Here is a 16,829-nt window from a genome sequence, read left to right on the forward strand (position 1 = left end):
GGGACGCATGCCGTACGGTCGTACGCATGACGAACACGGGGTTGCTCGCGCCGCTCTCCGGCACCGACGCCGTCGCCGCGCACCTCGACGACACCGCGTGGGTCCGCGCGCTGCTCGACGTCGAGGTCGCCCTCTCCCGCGCCGCCGCACGCTACGCCCTCGTCCGGTCCGACGACGCGGAGGAGGTCGCCGCCGCGGCGGACCGGCTCGCCGCGGACCCGGACGTGCCGGGCGAGCTCGCCGCCGCGGCCGTCGAGGGCGGGAACCCGGTCATCCCGCTGGCCCGCCTTCTCCGCAGGGAGGCGGGCGGAGCGAGCGGCGCCGTGCACCCGGGCGCGACCAGCCAGGACGTCATGGACACCGCCCTGGTGCTGCTCGTCCGCCGCGCCGCACCGACACTGCTCGCCGACCTCCGGGCTGCCGCCGCCGCCGCGGCCCGGCTCGCCGCCGCCCACCGCGACACCCCGGCGATCGCGCGCACCCTCGGCCAGCAGGCCCTGCCGACCACGTTCGGCCTGGTCGCGGCGGGGTGGGCGGCCGGGCTCGACACCGCCGCCCGGGAGCTTGCGGCGCGGGTCGACGCCCTGCCGGTCCAGTTCGGGGGTGCGGCCGGCACGCTCGCCGCCTCGCACCCGCACGGCCCCGCCGTCGCCGACGCCGTCGCCGACCTGCTCGGGCTCGCCCCGCAGGGCGTCCCGTGGCACACCGAGCGCACCCGGATCGGCACCCTGGCCGGGGCCCTCGGGGTCGCCGCCGGCGCGTGCGCGAAGCCCGCGACGGACGTCGTGCTGCTGTCGCAGACCGAGGTCGGCGAGGTCTCGGAGGCGGCCCCCGGCGACTCGTCGTCGATGCCGCACAAACGCAACCCCATCGCCGCGATCACCGCGCGGGCGTCGGCGCGGCGGGCGCCCGGGCTGGTCGCGACGCTGCTCGCCGCGATGGACCACGAGCACCAGCGCGCGGCCGGCGCCTGGCACGCGGAGTGGGGCACGCTCACCGACCTGCTCGCGGTGACCGGCGGCGCCGCGGCGCGGCTCCGCACCTGTCTGGAGGGCCTGCAGGTGCACCCGGACGCCCTGCGTCGCAACCTCGCCCTGACGACCGACGGCGAGCCCGACACCGGGCACGCCGCGGAGCTCGTCGACCGGATCCTGGAGGCCCGGTGAACGCGCCCGACCCGGAGAACCACGCGGTCCGCCCCGAGCACGTCCAGTCGCTCGCCCGCGGGCTGTCGGTGATCAAGGCGTTCGACGGGGCACACCCGGCGCAGACGCTGTCCGACGTCGCCCGCGCCACCGGGCTGACCCGCGCCGCGGCCCGCCGCTTCCTGCTCACGCTCGTCGAGCTCGGCTACGTCCGCACGGACGGGCGGCTCTTCGCCCTCACCCCGCGCGTGCTGGAGCTGGGCTACTCCTACCTCTCGGCCCTGTCGCTGCCCGAACTCGCCGCCCCGCACCTCGAGGAGCTCGTCGAGACCGTGCACGAGTCGGCCTCGGTCTCGGTGCTCGACGGCGGCGACGTCGTGTACGTCGCGCGGGTCGCCACCGCGCGGATCATGGCCGTGTCGATCACCGTCGGCACCCGCTTCCCGGCCTACGCCACCTCGATGGGGCGGGTGCTGCTGGCCGCCCTGCCCCCGGCCGAGCTCGACGCGCGGCTGGGGGCGCTCGAGCCGCTCACCGACCGCACGGTGGCCGACCGGGACGCCCTGCGCGACGTCCTCGGCGACGTCCGGGCCGCCGGCTACTGCCTGGTCGACCAGGAGCTGGAGGACGGGCTGCGCTCCGTCGCGGTCCCGATCCGCGACGCCGCGGGCACCGTGGTCGCGGCCGCCAACGTCAGTACCCACGCGCTGCGCAACAGCACCGCCTGGCTGCGTGACGAGGCCCTGCCGCACCTGCGCGCCTGCGCCGCGGCCGTCGAGGCGGACCTGAAGGGGCTGCGGGGGTGACCCCGGCGGGCGCCCGGCGCGGGCCCGTGCTGCGATGGTGCGTCCGAGAGGCGACCGAGGGGGACCCGTGGCCGAGCGACCGATCGTGCTGGGCGTGCAGCCGTGCGGGGAGGGCACCGATCCGGGCCGGTACCTGGAGCGGATGACCCTCACGGCGCGGGGGGTCGACGTGCTGTTCCTGATCGACCCCGTGCCCGGTCCCGCCGCTGCGGAGCGCGCGCATCCCCGCCTCGACGCCCTCGCGAGCGCCACCCGTGTGGCCCCGGGCGTGCCCGGCACCGGGCTGGTGCCGCAGGTGTCCGTGACCGGAGCCGATCCCGTCGCCCTGCACGACGCCGTGGCCGCGCTCGACGCGGCCTCCCTCGGGAGGGCCGGGTGGGAGGTCGTCGTGCGGGATCCCGTCGCGCCGACCCCGCCCGGGGAGCTGTGGGCCGAGGCCGCGGAGGTCGTCGAGGCGGCGCACCGGCTCCGGACGGGTGGCCGCGCCGGGGTCGCCGAGGGGTTCAGCGGCGAGTTCGTGCAGGTCCGCGGCCGGATCCCGGTGCCGCGGTCGCCGCAGGGCGAGCCGGTCGTCGTGATCCGCGTCGACGCACCCGAGGCACTGCCGGTGGCGGCCCGGTCCGCCGACGTCGTGCGGATCTCCGCCGGCTCCGTGCGGGAGGCGGCGATGCGCCGGCTCGACGTCGAGGGCGCGGCCGCCGAGGCCGGGCGCGACCCGGCGACGCTGCGCGTCCTGGTGGACGTGGGCGTGGGGGCGGGGGACGGGCTGCACCACTCCGGCTCGGCCGGGCTGGCCTCACTCACCCGCGAGCTCGCCGCGGCCGGCGCCGACGGCGTGGTGTTCCTCCCCGCCCGGCCGCGCGGGCTGGAGAAGGTGGCCGACGACGTCGTCCCGCTGCTGCGGGCGCACCGGACCCCGCTGCGCACCCTGCGCGAGCGGTTCGGCCTGCCCGTGCCCACCGCCGGGCTGGCCACCGCTCCGCACTGACCGTCCCCTTCTGTCGGGGGCGGATGGCGCAGTGCGCGGCGTGGGGGAGCGCGTGCTGTCGTGGGGCGAGCTGAACCGTGCGCTGCTGGCGCGGCAGCTGTTGCTGCAGCGGGCCCGGACGGGTTCGGTCCGCGCCGTGGAGCGGGTGGGCGGGCTGCAGACGCAGTACGCGCCGTCGGGCTACGTCGGGCTGTGGTCGCGGCTGCGGGACTTCCGCCGCGAGGACCTCACCGCGGCGCTGACCGGGCGCCGGATCGTCCAGGCCTGGGTCATGCGCTGCACGATCCACATGGTCTCGGCGGCCGACCTCGCGCCGCTCACCGAGGCGGTGCGCGAGCCCCGGCGCCGATGGTGGCTGCGGGTCCAGAAGCAGGCCGCGGGGCTGGACATGCCCGCCGTGGCCGCCGCGGTCCGCGGGTACCTCGCGCACGGGCCGCTGAAGCAGGCCGAGATCGTGGCGCGGCTCGCGGAGGACGGGTTCCCGAAGATCGCCTTCCAGGGCGTGCAGCTGTGGCTCGACATGGTCCGGGTGCCGCCCGCCGGGACCTGGGAGTCGCCCCGCGCACACGTGTACGGGCTGGCCGAGCACTGGGTGCCCGCGGACGGGGCCGACCGCACCCGCGCCGAGGAGCTGCTGGTCGAGCGCTACCTGCGGGGCTTCGGGCCGGCGTCGGCGCAGGACGTCGCGCGGTACGCGGGCTGGACGGTCACCGAGGTGCGGGCGGTGCTCGGGCGGCTGGAGACCCGGCGGTTCCGCGACCCGGCGGGCGGCGAGCTCGTCGACCTGCCGCGGCTGCCGATCCCGGCCGCCGCCACGCCGGCGCCGGTGCGGTTCCTGTCGAACTGGGACGCGGTGCTCCTGCTCGGGCACGCCACCCGGGCGGCCATCCTGCCCGCGGAGCACCGGGAGAAGGTGTTCGCCACGCGTATGCCGCAGTCCACGCCCACGTTCCTGGTCGACGGCCGGGTGGCCGGGACCTGGCGGTTCACCCACGGCCGGGTCGTGCCGGCCGCCTTCGAGGAGCTGCCCGCGACCGTGGCACGGGAGGTGGCGGAGGAGGCGGAGCGGCTCACGGCGTTCCACCTGGCCTGAACGCCCGGCCCGAACAGCCGGCCCGAACAGCCGGCCCGAACAGCCGGGCCGAACGGCCGGGCCGAACACGCCGGCCGGCCGGCCCCGGTCGGGGCCGGCCCGTCGGGACGGAATCTAGATGCGCAGCCGGGTCTCGATGTCGGCGGGTGAATCGGGCAGGGCCCGCAGGTCGGCGACGAGACGTTCCCGGTCGCGGTCGGCCGGCAGCACGCCCGCGAACGGCGCCGCCGGGCGGAACTGGGCGAGGCGGAAACGGCGGTCTCCGTCGCGGTGGGCGCGGACCAGGCTCCAGCCGAGGACGACGAGGGCGGCGAGGACGAGGATCGATGCGGTCATGGCAGAAAGTTTGCTCCGCATCACTTCCTGCCAGAAGTGGCAGACGAGACACCCTGCGCAAAGATGCCGCCAGTATGCTGGCGCGCATGCTGCGCAGCGTCGCCGTGCTGGTCATGCCCGAGCTCGCCGTGTTCGAGTTCGGGGTGCTGTGCGAGGTGTTCGGCATGGACCGCTCCGACGACGGCCTGCCGGTCCTCGAGTACCGCGTCTGCGGGGTCGAGGCCGGGAAGCCGGTCAGCACGACCGGCGGCGTGCAGGTCGTGCCCGAGCACGGCCTCGAGGGGCTCCGGGGTGCTGACCTGGTCGCCGTTCCCGCCACCCGTCTGCGGGAGTTCCCGGAGGCGGCGCTCCAGGCCCTGCGCGACGCCGAGGCGGCCGGCGCCATCCTGCTGACCGTGTGCTCCGGCGTGTTCGTGCTGGCCGAGGCCGGGTTGCTCGACGGGCGCAAGGTCACCGCCCACTGGCACAGCGTCGACGAGCTGCGCGAGCGGTACCCGACCGTCGAGGTGGACCCGGACGTCCTCTTCGTCGACGACGGCAACCTCATCACCAGCGCCGGCACCGCGGCGGGCATCGACGCCTGCCTGCACCTGGTCCGCCGCGAGCTCGGCAGCGCGGTCGTGAACGGGATCGCCCGCCGCATGGTCGTGCCGCCGCAGCGGGAGGGCGGGCAGCGCCAGTTCATCGACCGGCCGGTGCCGGAGTGCTCGGCGGACTCGCTCGGGCCGCTGCTGGACTGGATGCTCACGCACCTCGACGTCGAGCACACGGTCGCGGACCTCGCCCGTCGGGCCACGATGTCCGAGCGGACCTTCGCGCGCCGTTTCGTGAACGAGACCGGCACGACCCCGCTGCGCTGGCTCACCCGGCAGCGCGTGCTGCACGCACGGCGCCTGCTCGAGGACACCGATCTCCCCGTCGACGCCGTGGCCGCCCGGTGCGGGTTCGGCAGCGCCACCCTGCTGCGGCACCACTTCCGCAAGGTCGTCGGGGTCGCGCCGGCCGACTACCGGCGGTCCTTCCGCAGCAGCGAGGAGCTCGTCGGCTGACGGCCAGCCGACCACCCGGTCCGCCCTGCGTGACGGATCTCACTCGCGAGGCCTCCGGGGCGGGCGATACTGAGCCGGACAGACGCGCATTCCCACCACCTGCGCCCCGGTCGCCGTCGGCCGTCGCCGACCGCCGTCGACCCGCCGACCGGGGGCGCGCGAGGAGCAGTGACGCCCGAGATGCCCGCGCAACCGAGAGTGGCGGTGGTCGGGGCCGGCCCGTCCGGCCTGTACGCCGCGGCCGCCCTGCTGGCCTCCGAGGTCCCCGTCGACGTCGACGTGCTCGACCGGCTGCCCGCCCCGTACGGCCTGGTCCGCTACGGCGTCGCTCCGGACCACGTGAAGATGAAGTCGGTGATCCGGGTGCTGCAGAAGCCCTTCGCCGACGGCTCGCGCGTCCGGTTCCTGGGCAACGTCCGGGTCGGCGAGGGCGGGATCCCGCTCGAGGTGCTTCGCGAGCACTATCACGCGATCGTGCACGCCTCGGGCAGCTCGGTGGACCGTGCCCTGGGCATCCCCGGCGAGGAGCTCGACGGCAGCCACGGCTCCGGCGCGTTCGTGAGCTGGTACTGCGGCCACCCGGACTTCGTCGACCTGGAGCCGTTGCTCGACCACCCCGGGGTGGTCGTGGTGGGGGCCGGCAACGTCGCGCTCGACGTCGCCCGCGTGCTCGCCCGCGGCCACGTGGACATGGCGGGGACGGACGTCCCGGACCGGGTGCTGGAGACCTTGCGCGGGAGCGCGGTCGCCGACGTCCACGTGGTGATCCGGCGCGGCCCGGAGCACGTCAAGTTCACCCCGGCCGAGCTGCGGCAGATCGGCGAGCTCGAGGGGGTGCAGGTGCTGGTGCACGACGACGGCGTGCTCGCCGCGGGCGTCCCCGACGCCGTGCTCGAGACGATGGAGCGCCGGCAGAAACAGAACCTCGCGATGCTCACCGAGTGGGCCGCGCACACCCCCGACGACACACCGCGGAGGATCCACCTGCACTTCCTCCGCACGCCCGTGCGGCTGCTGGAGGACGGCGGCCGGGTGGCCGGGATGGTCGTCGAGCGCAACGAGGTGCGCGACGGCAAGGTCGTCGGGACCGGCGAGGAGGAGACGTTCGAGGCCGGGCTGGTCGTCCGGGCCATCGGATACTCGGGCGAGCCGATCCCGGGGCTGCCGTACGACGAGCGGAACGGGATCGTGCCCAACGAGGCCGGACGGGTCGTCGACGGCGACCGGCCGGTGCCCGGGGCCTACGTGACCGGCTGGATCAAGCGCGGCCCCACCGGCGTCATCGGGACGAACAAGGGCGACGCCGTGGAGACCGTCGCCTCGCTGCTCGACGACCTCCACGCCCTCCCGGACCCGGAGTATCCGGACCCGGGGTCCGTCGTCGAACGGCTGGAGGCCTACGGCATCGAGCCGGTCACCTGGACCGACTGGGAGCGGCTCGACGCCGAGGAGCTGCGCCTGGGGGAGGCCCGCGGCGGGGCCGAGCGGGTCAAGGTCGCCGAGCTGGGCGAGATGCTCGCCGCGGCCCGGGGCCGGACCCGCGTCTGACCGCGTTATGGAACCATAATGCTCGAAATCGACGCGCGAAATCGCATTATGGTTCCATACTGCGATTCTCAGTAGGGATCGACGGACTCGACGCTCGGCAGGGCGCGGAGGCGGGCCGCGAACTGCGCGGCCTCCTCCGCGGTCATGCTGACCGAGCAGGTGAGCTCGCTGCAGCCGACGCCCTCGCGGACGTCGACCGCCATCTCCTTGACGAGGCCGCCGCAGGCGCGCAGCTCGGCGGCGACCAGCAGGACGCCGTCCATGCCGTGCGTGGTGACGATCGTGTGGCGGCGGAGGATGCGGCAGCCGGCGGTGCGGTCGGTGGTGGTGCTCGGCCGGTCGATGGTGATGCTCATGGACGTGCTCCGGGAGGATGCGTTCGTGGTGCTGCTGGGAACGCGAGCCAGGTCTCGGCAGGGTTCTCGGCTTGGGGAGCGCGGGGCGAGAGGTCCCGCGAGGGCGCGGCGGCAGCCTGGCTCAGCCGACGCGCTGGGCTACTACGAGCCCGGGGCGCGCGGCGAGAAGGATCGCTGCGAGTCGCACGTCCGCCACCGTAGCAGCAGCGCGTGGCGTGCGACACCTGGCCTCCCGGACAGGGTGAACCGCGGGGAGGGGCCCGAGAACGGAGGAAGGGGCCCCGCGGTGCGGGACCCCTTCTCCGTGTTCCGGGCCGGACGGGCGGACCGTCAGTCCGTCTGGTCCTTCGGCCGCCCGGCGTCGGGCCGGCCGGCCAGCTCCAGCTCCTCCGCGGCCCGGGCGCGCCGGTCGTGCTCCTCGAGCTCGCGGTGGTGGTTCTCGGCACGGGCCCGGTCGAGGGCCACCGTCTCGTCGACGGGGTCCGGGCCGAGCAGCGAGCCGGCGACCGGCGTACCGGCCGAGCCCAGCTGGTTCATCCGCTTGGGCACCGGGGCGCCCTGGTACTCGAGCGGGATCGCGTGGCCGTGGTCGTCGACGCCGGCCAGCGGCTGGTGCACCTCGATGAACTCACCGTGCGGCAGACGCCGGATGATGCCCGTCTCGATGCCGTGCTCGAGGACCGCCCGGTCGCTCTTCTGCAGGCCGATGCAGATCCGGTAGGTGACCCAGTAGGCGATCGGCGGGAGCACCAGCAGGCCGATGCGGCCCGCCCACGTGGTCGCGTTGAGCGAGACGTGGAAGAAGTAGGCGATCCAGTCGTTGACGCCCGAGAGCACCAGCCAGACGTAGAACGTGATGCCCATGATGCCCAGCGAGGTGCGGACGGGGACGTCACGGGGGCGCTGGAGCAGGTTGTGCAGGGCGTTGTCGCCGGTCATCTTCCGCTCGAGGGCCGGGTAGATGCCCGCCACCACGAACAGCACCGGGAGGAACGCCACCGTGGCCCAGAAGGCCGCCGGGATGGTGTAGCGGCCGAACAGGTAGATCTCCCACGGCGGGAAGATGCGCGCCATGCCCTCGGAGAAGAGCATGTACCAGTCGGGCTGCGAGCCGGCGGAGACGTGCGACGGGTCGTACGGGCCGAGGTTCCAGATCGGGTTGATCTGGAAGATGCCGGCCATGATCCCGATGACGCCGACGACGATCGCGAAGAACGCGCCGCCCTTGGCCGCGAACGCCGGGAGGATCCGGACGCCGACGACGTTGGTCTCCTTGCGGCCGGGGCCGGGGAACTGCGTGTGCTTCTGGTACCAGACCAGCGCGAGGTGCACGCCGATCAGCGCGAGCAGGATGCCCGGGAAGATCAGCACGTGGACGATGTAGAGCCGCGGGATGATCTCCATGCCCGGGAACTCGCCGCCGAACAGCGCCCAGTGCGTCCAGGTGCCGATCAGCGGGATCGAGAGGATGAAGCCCGAGGCGATCCGCAGACCGATGCCGGAGAGCAGGTCGTCCGGCAGCGAGTAGCCGGTGAAGCCCTCGAGCATGCCCAGCAGGATCAGGACCAGGCCGATGATCCAGTTCGTCTCACGCGGCTTGCGGAACGCGCCGGTGAAGAAGACGCGGAACATGTGCGCCACCATCGAGGCGACGAACAGCAGCGCCGCCCAGTGGTGGACCTGCCGGACGAACAGGCCGCCCCGCAGCTCCAGGGAGATCTGGACCGCGCTCTCGTAGGCCCGCGACATGTGGATGCCGCGCAGGTTGTCGAAGGCGCCGTTGTAGACGACCTCGGTCATCGACGGGTCGAAGAACAACCCCAGGTAGATGCCCGAGAGCAGCAGGACGATGAAGCTGTAGAGGGCGACCTCGCCCAGCATGAACGACCAGTGCGTGGGGAAGACCTTGTTGAACTGCTTCCGCAGCCCCGCCGCGGGGTGGTACCGCTGGTCCAGCTCGTCGAGCGCGGCGCCGGCCCTGCTCTTCGGGCCACCGGACGAGGTGACGGGTGTGGTGATGGCGCTCATGGCCTCCGCTCCCAGAATGCCGGTCCGACGGGCTCGATGAAGTCGCTCCGTGCCACGAAGTAACCCTCACTGTCCACGGTAATGGGCAGCTGGGGCAATGCGCGCGTCGCCGGACCGAAGACCGGGCGGGCGTACTCGGTCGCGAGGAACTGCGACTGGTGGCACGGGCACAGGATGCGGTTGTCCTGCGTCTGGTACAGCGACGTCGGGCAGCCCAGGTGGGTGCACACCTTCGAGAAGGCGTAGTAGTCGCCGAAGTTGAAGTCCTCCTGGCCCTGACGCTTGATCGTCTGGGTGCCCGGGCGGAGGCGGATGAGCATGACCGGCGCGTCCGAGGCGCGCTGCGCGTGCAGCAGCTCCTCCTCGTTGCCGCGCTCCGACTCGCGGTAGGGGAACACGGTCTCCATGGAGCCCGGCTCCATGTCCTCGGGGCGGACCCGGGAGATCTCGCCGAGAATTCCGGTGTCCCGGCGCAGGTAGACGGTCTCGCCGCCCTTCGGGGCCCAGGGGGTGACCCACAGCGCGGCCTGGTCGCCGCCCTTCCACGGGTTGCGGATGAGCGGTCCGAGGGCCGCGATGCCGAGGCCGATGCCGAAGATGCCGGCCGCGGCGCCTGCGGAGCGGGTGATCAGCTTGCGGCGGCCGATGTCGGTCGACTTCCCGGCCGAGACCAGCTGGGCGATGATCGTCTTACGGTCGACCTCGTCCGAACGGCCGTCGTGCCGCTGCTGGACCGAGACCTCCTCCGGGAAGAACTTCCGCACGTAGGCGATGACGCCGATGCCCAGCGCGAGGACCGTGAACCCGAACAGGAAGCCGATCGCCGGGTTGTACGAGGCGTACCAGCCGTAGCCGGGCGCACCCGGGGGGACGTACTGGTGGGGCCAGGCGATGAACGCGACGATGAAGCCGAGGGCCGAGAGCGCCGACAGGACGAACCAGGTGGCGACGGTCCGCTCGGCCCGCTTCTCGGCCCGCGTGCCCCGGACCGGCCACTTGGGCGCGTTGTGCACGACCTCGACGTCGTCGAGGGTCCCGGCCAGCCGCGCCAGCTCCTCCTGGCTCATCCCCTCGAGCTCCTCCTGGGAGGGGCGGCCGGGGGTGTCGGTGGCGCTCAATTCTTCGCTCCCAACCACATTGCGAAACCGACGACAACGGTCAGGCCGACGACGAAGATGACCACGCCCTCGGTCGTCGGGCCGAGGCCCCCGAGGTCGTAGCCGCCCACCTGGTTGCTGCCGTTGGTGACGGACTTGATGTAGGCGATGATGTCCCGCTTCTCCTCCGGCGTGAGCTGCCGGTCGCCGAACTTCGGCATGTTCTGCGGGCCCGTGAGCATCGCGGTGTAGATCTGCTCCTCGGTGGGGGTCGACAGCGTCGGGGCGTACTTGCCCGACGACAGCGCACCGCCGACACCGGTGAAGTTGTGGCACGAGGCGCAGTTCAGGCGGAAGAGCTGGCCGCCGCGGGCCGGGTCGTCACCGCGGAGGGCGGCGCCGGTCTGCGCGGGGGTCTCGGGACCGCCGCCGTTGGCCTGGATGTAGGCACCGAGGGCGTCGAGGTTGGCCCGGCCCTCCTCGGTGTCCGGGTCGAACTGCGGGAGCGGGGGCTTGCGGCCCGCCTGGGCCTCCTGGCGCGCCAGCGGCATCCGGCCGGAGGAGACCTGGAAGTAGACCGCGGCATCGCCGACGCCGATCAGGCTGGGGCCGCGCTCCTCGACACCCTGCAGGTTGGAGCCGTGGCAGGTGATGCAGGCGGCGTTGTAGAGCTCCTGGCCCTTGGCCACCAGGGCGGCGTCGGGCTGGGCGACCGCCTGGTTCTGCTCGGCGTTCGGGGCGAACAGCGTGTACCCGCCGCCCACCGCGAGCAGGGCGATGCCGATCGCGAGGAGACCGGCGAACTTGCGCCGCATCTTGCCGTGCGGCCGCCGCTTCCGGGGCGCGGGTGGTGTGGTGGTCTCGGTGGTCATCGTCGGCGTCTAACCCTCACGGTCGGCGTTCGGTGCTTCCGGGGAGCGGGGCCCGCTACCGGATGAAGTAGATGACGGCGAACAGGCCGATCCAGACGACGTCGACGAAGTGCCAGTAGTAGGACACGACGATCGCCGCAGTGGCCTGCGCCGGGGTGAACTTGCTCAGCCTGGTGCGGATCAACAGGAAGATGAACGCGATCAGGCCGCCGGTCACGTGGAGGCCGTGGAAGCCCGTGGCCATGTAGAAGACGGTGCCGTAGGCGCTGGACGAGATCGTCGTCTCGTGCTCGGTCACCAGCGTGTGGTACTCGTTGATCTGCCCGAGCACGAAGAACGTGCCCATGAGCAGGGTCAGGGTGTACCAGCGCCGGAGGCCGAACACGTCGCCCCGCTCCGCGGCGAACACCCCGAACTGGCACGTGAACGAGGACGCCACGAGGACGATCGTCACGACCAGGGCGTAGGGGACGTCGAGATGGGTCGGCGGCGGAGGCCACTCGCCGACGTTCTGGGCGCGCGCGGTGAAGTAGATCGCGAACAGGCCGGCGAAGAACATCAGCTCGCTGGACAGCCAGACGATGGTGCCGATGCTGACCAGGTTCGGTCGGTTCAGCGAGTGGATCCGCGCGCTGATGTTGGGAGCCGCTGTCGTCACGCGGGCATTATGACCCCACGCGAACTTCTACAGCCTGTCGGGATACCCACTTCGTCAGGGCGAACCGGTCCGGCGGCATCCGGCCAACGCCTCACCAGCCCCTCCCGGTTCCCGCGCGTGCGCGCCCACGGGTGTGAGGGTGCTGACTAGTATGCGGCGGGTGAGCAGCGCCGGAAGCCTTCCCGCGAGCACCAGCCCGTCCGCGTCGTCCGGGCGGCGGACCTGGAACGTGCTGGTCTACAGCCATCGGCCCGAGGTCAGGGAGGCCGTCGTGACGGCGGTGGGGCGGCGGCCCGCGCCCGACCTCGGCCGGGTCCGGTACGTCGAGGCGGCCGGGGTCGCCGAGGTCCTCGCGGCGTGCGACGCCGGCGAGGTCGACCTCGCGATCCTCGACGGCGAGGCGCAGCCGACCGGCGGCCTGGGCGTCGCCCGGCAGCTGAAGGACGAGATCCCCGACTGTCCCCCGATCGTGGTGTCCGTCCGGCGTGCCGACGACCGGTGGCTGGCCACCTGGTCCCGCGCCGACGCCGTCCTCGTGCACCCGCTCGACCCGCTGACCGCCGCCGAGACGGTGGCCGAGGTGCTGCGCGGCCTCGAGGGCGGGGACGGCGCTCCGGTCCGCCGCTGATGGCCGACCAGACCTGGCCGGCGCTGCTCGGCCGGCTCATCTCCGGTCAGGACCTCGCGGCCGAGGACACGGCCTGGGTGATGGACCGCGTGCTGTCGGCCGACGCCACACCGGCCCAGCTCGCGGGGTTCCTCGTCGCGCTCCGGTCCAAGGGTGAGACGGCCAAGGAGATCACCGGGCTCGCCGCGGCCATGCTGGAGCACGCGAACCGCGTGACCGTCGACGGGCGCGCGGTCGACATCGTCGGCACCGGCGGCGACCAGGCCAACACCGTCAACATCTCCACGATGGCGGCGATCGTGGTCGCTGCCGCCGGGGTGCCGGTGGTGAAGCACGGCAACCGGGCCGCGTCCTCGTCGTCCGGGGCCGCGGACGTGCTCGAGGCCCTCGGGGTGGTCATCGACCTGCCGCCGGTGGCGGTCGCGCGGTGCGTCGCGGAGGCGGGCATCGCCTTCTGCTTCGCCCCGGTCTTCCACCCCTCGATGCGGCACGCCGGCCCGGTGCGCCGCGAGCTCGGCGTCCCCACGGCCATGAACATCCTCGGCCCGCTCACCAACCCGGCCCAGCCCTCGGCCGGGCTCGTCGGGTGCGCGGACGCGCGGCTCGCCCCGGTGATCGCCGAGGTGCTGGCCGGGCGCGGGGCGTCGGCGCTCGTGGTGCGGGGCGACGACGGGCTCGACGAGCTCACCACCACCACCGGCAGCGCGGTCTGGATCGCCGGCGGGGGAGAGGTGCGGCGGGCCGACGTCGACCCCGCGCGCCTCGGCATCGGCCCTGCCACCCGCGAGGACCTGCGGGGCGGCGACGCCCGCGCCAACGCCGAGGTCGCCCGCGACCTCGTCGCCGGCAAGCAGGGGCCCGTCCGGGAGGCGGTGCTGCTCAACGCCGCGGGGGCGCTCGCGGCCTACGACGGCCCGGTCACCGACCTCGACGCCGCCTTGTCCGCGGGCCTGGAGCGGGCCGCCGCGGCGATCGACTCCGGAGCGGCCGAGCGGCTGCTCGTGAAGTGGGCCGAGGTCTCCACCCGACTCAAGGGGTAGTGCGGGCGGGGTGGGGGCCCGCCCGACCCACCCACCCCCGCCCCGTGGCGGCCCGTCCGCGAGTCGGGGTGTGGACTTCCGCGGGCCGCGCTGTGGGGTCCCGCGGGTCGGGTGTGGCTTGCGCGAGTCGGGGTGTGGGTTCTCGCGCGTCGCGCTGTGGGTTCCGGCGGGTCGGGGTGTGGCTTGCGCGAGTCGGGGTGTGGGCTCTCGCGAGTCGCGCTGTGGGTTCCGGCGGGTCGGGGTGTGGGTTCCCCCGGGTCGGGGTGTGGCGCGCGACGGCGCCTTCATGATCGTTCCGAGTGGGACGTGAGGGCTGCGGCGACGACCGTACTGTCATTGTCGCGGCGATCTCTGGGTGATGGGTCGGGCTGCGGTGCGCGAGGCACTGGTCGTGATCGTTCCGAGTGGGGCCTGAGGGCTGTCGGGGCGCCCCTCGTGTCACTGTCGGCGCGATCGTGATGGGACCCAGTGGGATTGCGGCATCCCGCGAGTCGCACTGTGGGATTCCGCGAGTCGGGGCGGGTCCCGCGATGGCGCTGTCGTGATCGTTCCGGGTGGGACGTGAGGGCTGCTGCGACGACTGTCCTGTCACTCTCGTCGCGATCGCTGGCTGATGGGTCGGGTTGCGCTGCTCACGACGCTGTCGTGATCGTTCCGAGTGGGGCGTGAGGGCTGCCGGGACTGCCGTCCTGCCGCTGCCGGGACTGCCGTCCTGTCACGGTCGGCGCGATCTCGAGGTGATGAGTCGGGCTGCGGCCTCCACGAGTAGCGCTGCGGGGTTCGGCGGGTTGGGTGTGGCGGGCGGCGTCGTTGACGTGATCATTCCGAGTGGGACGTGCGGGCTGTTGGTCCGACGGTCCTGTGACTGTCGCGGCGATCTTGGTGCGGCGACCTGAGGTCCCGCGCTTCGGCAGCGGCTCTTGTTGCCACGAGCCCCTTCTCACTGCCGGTGACGATCGCGGCAACTCTGCGTCAGGCGTGCTGCTCAGTCGGGTGGTTCGACCCGTGACCTGCGCTTGAAGGGCTCGCTGCACCGGGTGACGCCCGAACGGTGACGGTGTCACGCCTTCGAGGGGCTTCGGCTGTCCGGCCGTGACGCAAAGCGGACATGAACACCATGATTCACGCCAGCACCACCTACCTCAACGACATCACGCAGAACGGCGGGTAGTGGCCGGCGCCTTGCGCAGCGTCACGATCCCGTCGGGCTGGGTTGCCCGCCCGGGCGACGGCGGTGCACGCGAAAGGCGACCCGATGAAGCTCCGAACCCGCAGACACCTCGCTCTGATCGCGACGATCGGTGCCCTGGGCCTGGTCGGGCCCGGCGTCGCGCTCGCCCACGACACGGCCGGGGAGGCCACGGCAGGCACCGCAGTCACCGCAGCCACCGCGGGGGCCTCTTCCGCCCCGGCTGGATCAGGGCTGCTCTCCTCCGAGTCGGCAGGTGCGCCGTCATCGGGAGTGGCAGCTGCGGACGCCGCGGCCGCAGGCGGGCCGGCCCCGGCTCAGGCCGCGACGCCGGGATCCGCAGCACCGGCCGTCGCCCCCGCGGGCGCTGCCGCCGCTCCAGCCGATGCGCTCGCTGCTCCGGTCGCTGCGCCCGCGGCAGGCTCGTCCGCGGCCTCGCCCGCCTCGCCGGTGGGCGGCACGGTGACCGACCCGGCTGCCGGCTCGGACCCCGCGTCCGGCATCGCGCCCGCCGCGGGAACAGCATCTGCTCCCGGCTCGACGCCCGCCGCCGGCACCGCACCCGCCGCCGGAACGCCTCCCGCCGCCGGAACGTCCCCCGTCGCCGGGTCGACATCCGTCGCCGGTTCGGTTCCCGTGGCCGGCACCGCGCCCGCTTCCGGCACGTCTCCCGTCGCCGGCGCGGCGGCTCCGGTGGCCGGACCCGCGGTCGCGTCTCCTGCCTCGCCCGTGGGCGGTGCCGGGACGGACCCGTCGGCCGATCCGTCCGCCCCCGCGGTGGACCCCGGAACGGCTGCCCCGCCGGGCGGCACGGTCGCCGGGCCCGGTGGGGTGGGGGTGCCGGAGCCGCCCCTCGTGGAGCCGCCCGTGGTCGTGCCGCCGGCCGAGCCCACCACCGCCGCCGAGAAGTACGGCTGGGGTACGCCGCTGCCGGAGTCCGACGAGTTCAACTACACCGGCGGGCCCGACCAGACGAAGTGGAGCACGATCAACGGCTGTTGGGCCGGCCACAACGGCAACGGCAAGCGCTGCGGCGCCAACAGCACCGTCGACGGCGAGAAGCTGATCCAGAAGGGCAGCAGGAACGGCGACACCGGCTGGCTGGCCTCGAAGCTCGACCAGCGGTACGGCCGCTGGGAGGCCCGGGTCCGCTCCTTCAACACGGGGGAGTCGGGCAAGGAGTACCACCCGCTGCTGATCGTCTGGCCGGAGTCGGACAGCTGGCCGCAGGACGGCGAGTACGACTTCCTGGAGAACGGGGCCCCCGGCGAGGAGTGCGCCAACGCCTTCATCCACTACCCGCACCCGCGGATGCCGGTGCAGCAGGAGTTCCTGGAGGAGAAGGACTGCGGGGCCCCGCTGTCCGAGTGGCACACCATCGCCTTCGAGTGGACCCCCGACCACGTGCGGGGCTACATCGACGGTAAGGAGTGGTACACGCTCGAGAACGGCGCGGGTCCCGGCGGCCGCAAGAACATCCAGGACATGCCCTCCGGGCACCTGACCATCCAGTTCGACAACTTCCACGGCGGCGGGATGCGCGAGGCCAGCTACGAGGTCGACTGGGTGCGCATCTACTCGCTCGACGGCGCCGGACAGCCCGCGGCCGCCGCCCCGGGCTCGGGCGCGACGGCCGGCGACCCCGCCACGGCGGGCCAGGAGCCGTCCGGCTCGAGCGGCTCGGACGGCTCGGACGGGTCGGCCGCGTCGGCCGGCTCGAAGGGCTCGGGCGACTCCGGCCCGGCGACCTCGAGCGGATCGGGATCCGACGACTCCCGGTCCTCCGGCAACGGGTCCGGCGGGGATTCGTCGGACGGCGAGCGGTCCGGTGAGGGAACGATGACCGAGGCGGCGCCGGCGGCCTCGGCCACCCGGGCCTCGTCCTTCGACGCACTCCACTCGGGCTGACCGCTCGACCCGGGCTGACCGCCCCGCACGCGCTCGCACACCGGTCGCGGCCTCGCGCAGGTCCTCGACCGGGTGTGCGCGGTGTGTG

Annotated in this window: 15 protein-coding genes; 9 read left to right on the plus strand and 6 right to left on the minus strand. The window is 73.7% G+C overall.

The window, feature by feature from the left end; translation table 11 throughout:
- Positions 1-26 precede the first annotated feature (26 nt).
- From LWC35_RS16385 to LWC35_RS16400, 4 genes are all read left to right on the plus strand, one after another.
- The gene (locus LWC35_RS16385; protein ID WP_232870994.1) at positions 27-1,166 is read left to right on the plus strand and encodes a lyase family protein; all 1,140 of its coding nucleotides are present in this window, start codon (positions 27-29) and stop codon (positions 1,164-1,166) included.
- Positions 1,163-1,951, plus strand: a complete 789-nt coding sequence (locus LWC35_RS16390) for an IclR family transcriptional regulator domain-containing protein (protein ID WP_232870995.1) — start codon at positions 1,163-1,165, stop codon at positions 1,949-1,951. The genes LWC35_RS16385 and LWC35_RS16390 overlap by 4 nt, the downstream gene beginning before the upstream one ends.
- Before the next feature lie 67 nt (positions 1,952-2,018).
- Entirely contained in the window at positions 2,019-2,939 is a 921-nt protein-coding gene (locus tag LWC35_RS16395; RefSeq protein ID WP_232870996.1) for an LLM class flavin-dependent oxidoreductase, read from the plus strand.
- A gap of 31 nt (positions 2,940-2,970) precedes the next feature.
- Positions 2,971-4,032 (plus strand): winged helix DNA-binding domain-containing protein, encoded by a 1,062-nt coding sequence (locus LWC35_RS16400; protein ID WP_232870997.1) that lies wholly within the window; start codon positions 2,971-2,973, stop codon positions 4,030-4,032.
- Between the two features lie 114 nt (positions 4,033-4,146).
- Here the strand turns inward: LWC35_RS16400 and LWC35_RS16405 are convergent, their stop codons facing one another.
- Complete coding sequence (locus LWC35_RS16405; protein WP_232870998.1) at positions 4,147-4,368, minus strand: hypothetical protein; 222 nt, start codon at positions 4,366-4,368, stop codon at positions 4,147-4,149.
- An 86-nt stretch (positions 4,369-4,454) separates the two neighbouring features.
- Between LWC35_RS16405 and LWC35_RS16410 the strand changes: the two genes are divergently transcribed.
- Complete coding sequence (locus LWC35_RS16410; RefSeq protein ID WP_232870999.1) at positions 4,455-5,417, plus strand: helix-turn-helix domain-containing protein; 963 nt, start codon at positions 4,455-4,457, stop codon at positions 5,415-5,417.
- A gap of 180 nt (positions 5,418-5,597) precedes the next feature.
- Positions 5,598-6,965 (plus strand): FAD-dependent oxidoreductase, encoded by a 1,368-nt coding sequence (locus LWC35_RS16415; RefSeq protein ID WP_232871000.1) that lies wholly within the window; start codon positions 5,598-5,600, stop codon positions 6,963-6,965.
- Between the two features lie 68 nt (positions 6,966-7,033).
- On the opposite strand, the gene LWC35_RS16420 is transcribed toward LWC35_RS16415, so the two are convergent.
- From LWC35_RS16420 to ctaE, 5 genes are all read right to left on the minus strand, one after another.
- Positions 7,034-7,321: a hypothetical protein gene (locus LWC35_RS16420; protein WP_232871001.1), complete on the minus strand. Its 288-nt coding sequence runs from the start codon at positions 7,319-7,321 to the stop codon at positions 7,034-7,036.
- Between the two features lie 330 nt (positions 7,322-7,651).
- The gene (gene qcrB, locus LWC35_RS16425; protein WP_232871002.1) at positions 7,652-9,349 is read right to left on the minus strand and encodes a cytochrome bc1 complex cytochrome b subunit; all 1,698 of its coding nucleotides are present in this window, start codon (positions 9,347-9,349) and stop codon (positions 7,652-7,654) included.
- The gene (qcrA, locus tag LWC35_RS16430) at positions 9,346-10,467 is read right to left on the minus strand and encodes a cytochrome bc1 complex Rieske iron-sulfur subunit (RefSeq protein WP_269804243.1); all 1,122 of its coding nucleotides are present in this window, start codon (positions 10,465-10,467) and stop codon (positions 9,346-9,348) included. The genes qcrB and qcrA overlap by 4 nt, the downstream gene beginning before the upstream one ends.
- The gene (qcrC, locus tag LWC35_RS16435) at positions 10,464-11,318 is read right to left on the minus strand and encodes a cytochrome bc1 complex diheme cytochrome c subunit (RefSeq protein WP_232871003.1); all 855 of its coding nucleotides are present in this window, start codon (positions 11,316-11,318) and stop codon (positions 10,464-10,466) included. The genes qcrA and qcrC overlap by 4 nt, the downstream gene beginning before the upstream one ends.
- Before the next feature lie 55 nt (positions 11,319-11,373).
- Entirely contained in the window at positions 11,374-11,976 is a 603-nt protein-coding gene (gene ctaE, locus LWC35_RS16440) for an aa3-type cytochrome oxidase subunit III (protein ID WP_443690207.1), read from the minus strand.
- 229 nt (positions 11,977-12,205) lie between these two features.
- Here ctaE and LWC35_RS16445 point away from each other — a divergent pair, with 229 nt between their 5' ends.
- The 3 genes from LWC35_RS16445 (at position 12,206) to LWC35_RS40295 (ending at position 16,741) form a co-directional block, all read left to right on the plus strand.
- Positions 12,206-12,604: a response regulator gene (locus LWC35_RS16445; protein ID WP_232871031.1), complete on the plus strand. Its 399-nt coding sequence runs from the start codon at positions 12,206-12,208 to the stop codon at positions 12,602-12,604.
- A complete protein-coding gene (gene trpD, locus LWC35_RS16450; RefSeq protein ID WP_232871004.1) occupies positions 12,604-13,644 on the plus strand; it encodes an anthranilate phosphoribosyltransferase in 1,041 nt (346 codons plus the stop codon). The genes LWC35_RS16445 and trpD overlap by 1 nt, the downstream gene beginning before the upstream one ends.
- 2,056 nt (positions 13,645-15,700) lie before the next feature.
- Entirely contained in the window at positions 15,701-16,741 is a 1,041-nt protein-coding gene (locus LWC35_RS40295) for a glycoside hydrolase family 16 protein (protein WP_232871005.1), read from the plus strand.
- Positions 16,742-16,829: the final 88 nt, after the last annotated feature.

Source organism: Pseudonocardia kujensis (assembly GCF_021283305.1).
In the GTDB taxonomy this organism is placed as follows: Bacteria; Actinomycetota; Actinomycetes; order Mycobacteriales; family Pseudonocardiaceae; genus Pseudonocardia; species Pseudonocardia kujensis.

Excerpts from the sequence above, each read along its gene's own strand:
- LWC35_RS16385 (WP_232870994.1), top strand. The coding sequence starts at position 27 with ATGACGAACACGGGGTTGCTCGCGCCGCTCTCCGGCACCGACGCCGTC.
- qcrB (WP_232871002.1), bottom strand. The coding sequence starts at position 9,349 with ATGAGCGCCATCACCACACCCGTCACCTCGTCCGGTGGCCCGAAGAGC.
- trpD (WP_232871004.1), top strand. The coding sequence starts at position 12,604 with ATGGCCGACCAGACCTGGCCGGCGCTGCTCGGCCGGCTCATCTCCGGT.
- LWC35_RS16410 (WP_232870999.1), top strand. The coding sequence starts at position 4,455 with ATGCTGCGCAGCGTCGCCGTGCTGGTCATGCCCGAGCTCGCCGTGTTC.
- LWC35_RS16415 (WP_232871000.1), top strand. The coding sequence starts at position 5,598 with ATGCCCGCGCAACCGAGAGTGGCGGTGGTCGGGGCCGGCCCGTCCGGC.
- LWC35_RS16420 (WP_232871001.1), bottom strand. The coding sequence starts at position 7,321 with ATGAGCATCACCATCGACCGGCCGAGCACCACCACCGACCGCACCGCC.
- LWC35_RS16405 (WP_232870998.1), bottom strand. The coding sequence starts at position 4,368 with ATGACCGCATCGATCCTCGTCCTCGCCGCCCTCGTCGTCCTCGGCTGG.
- qcrC (WP_232871003.1), bottom strand. The coding sequence starts at position 11,318 with ATGACCACCGAGACCACCACACCACCCGCGCCCCGGAAGCGGCGGCCG.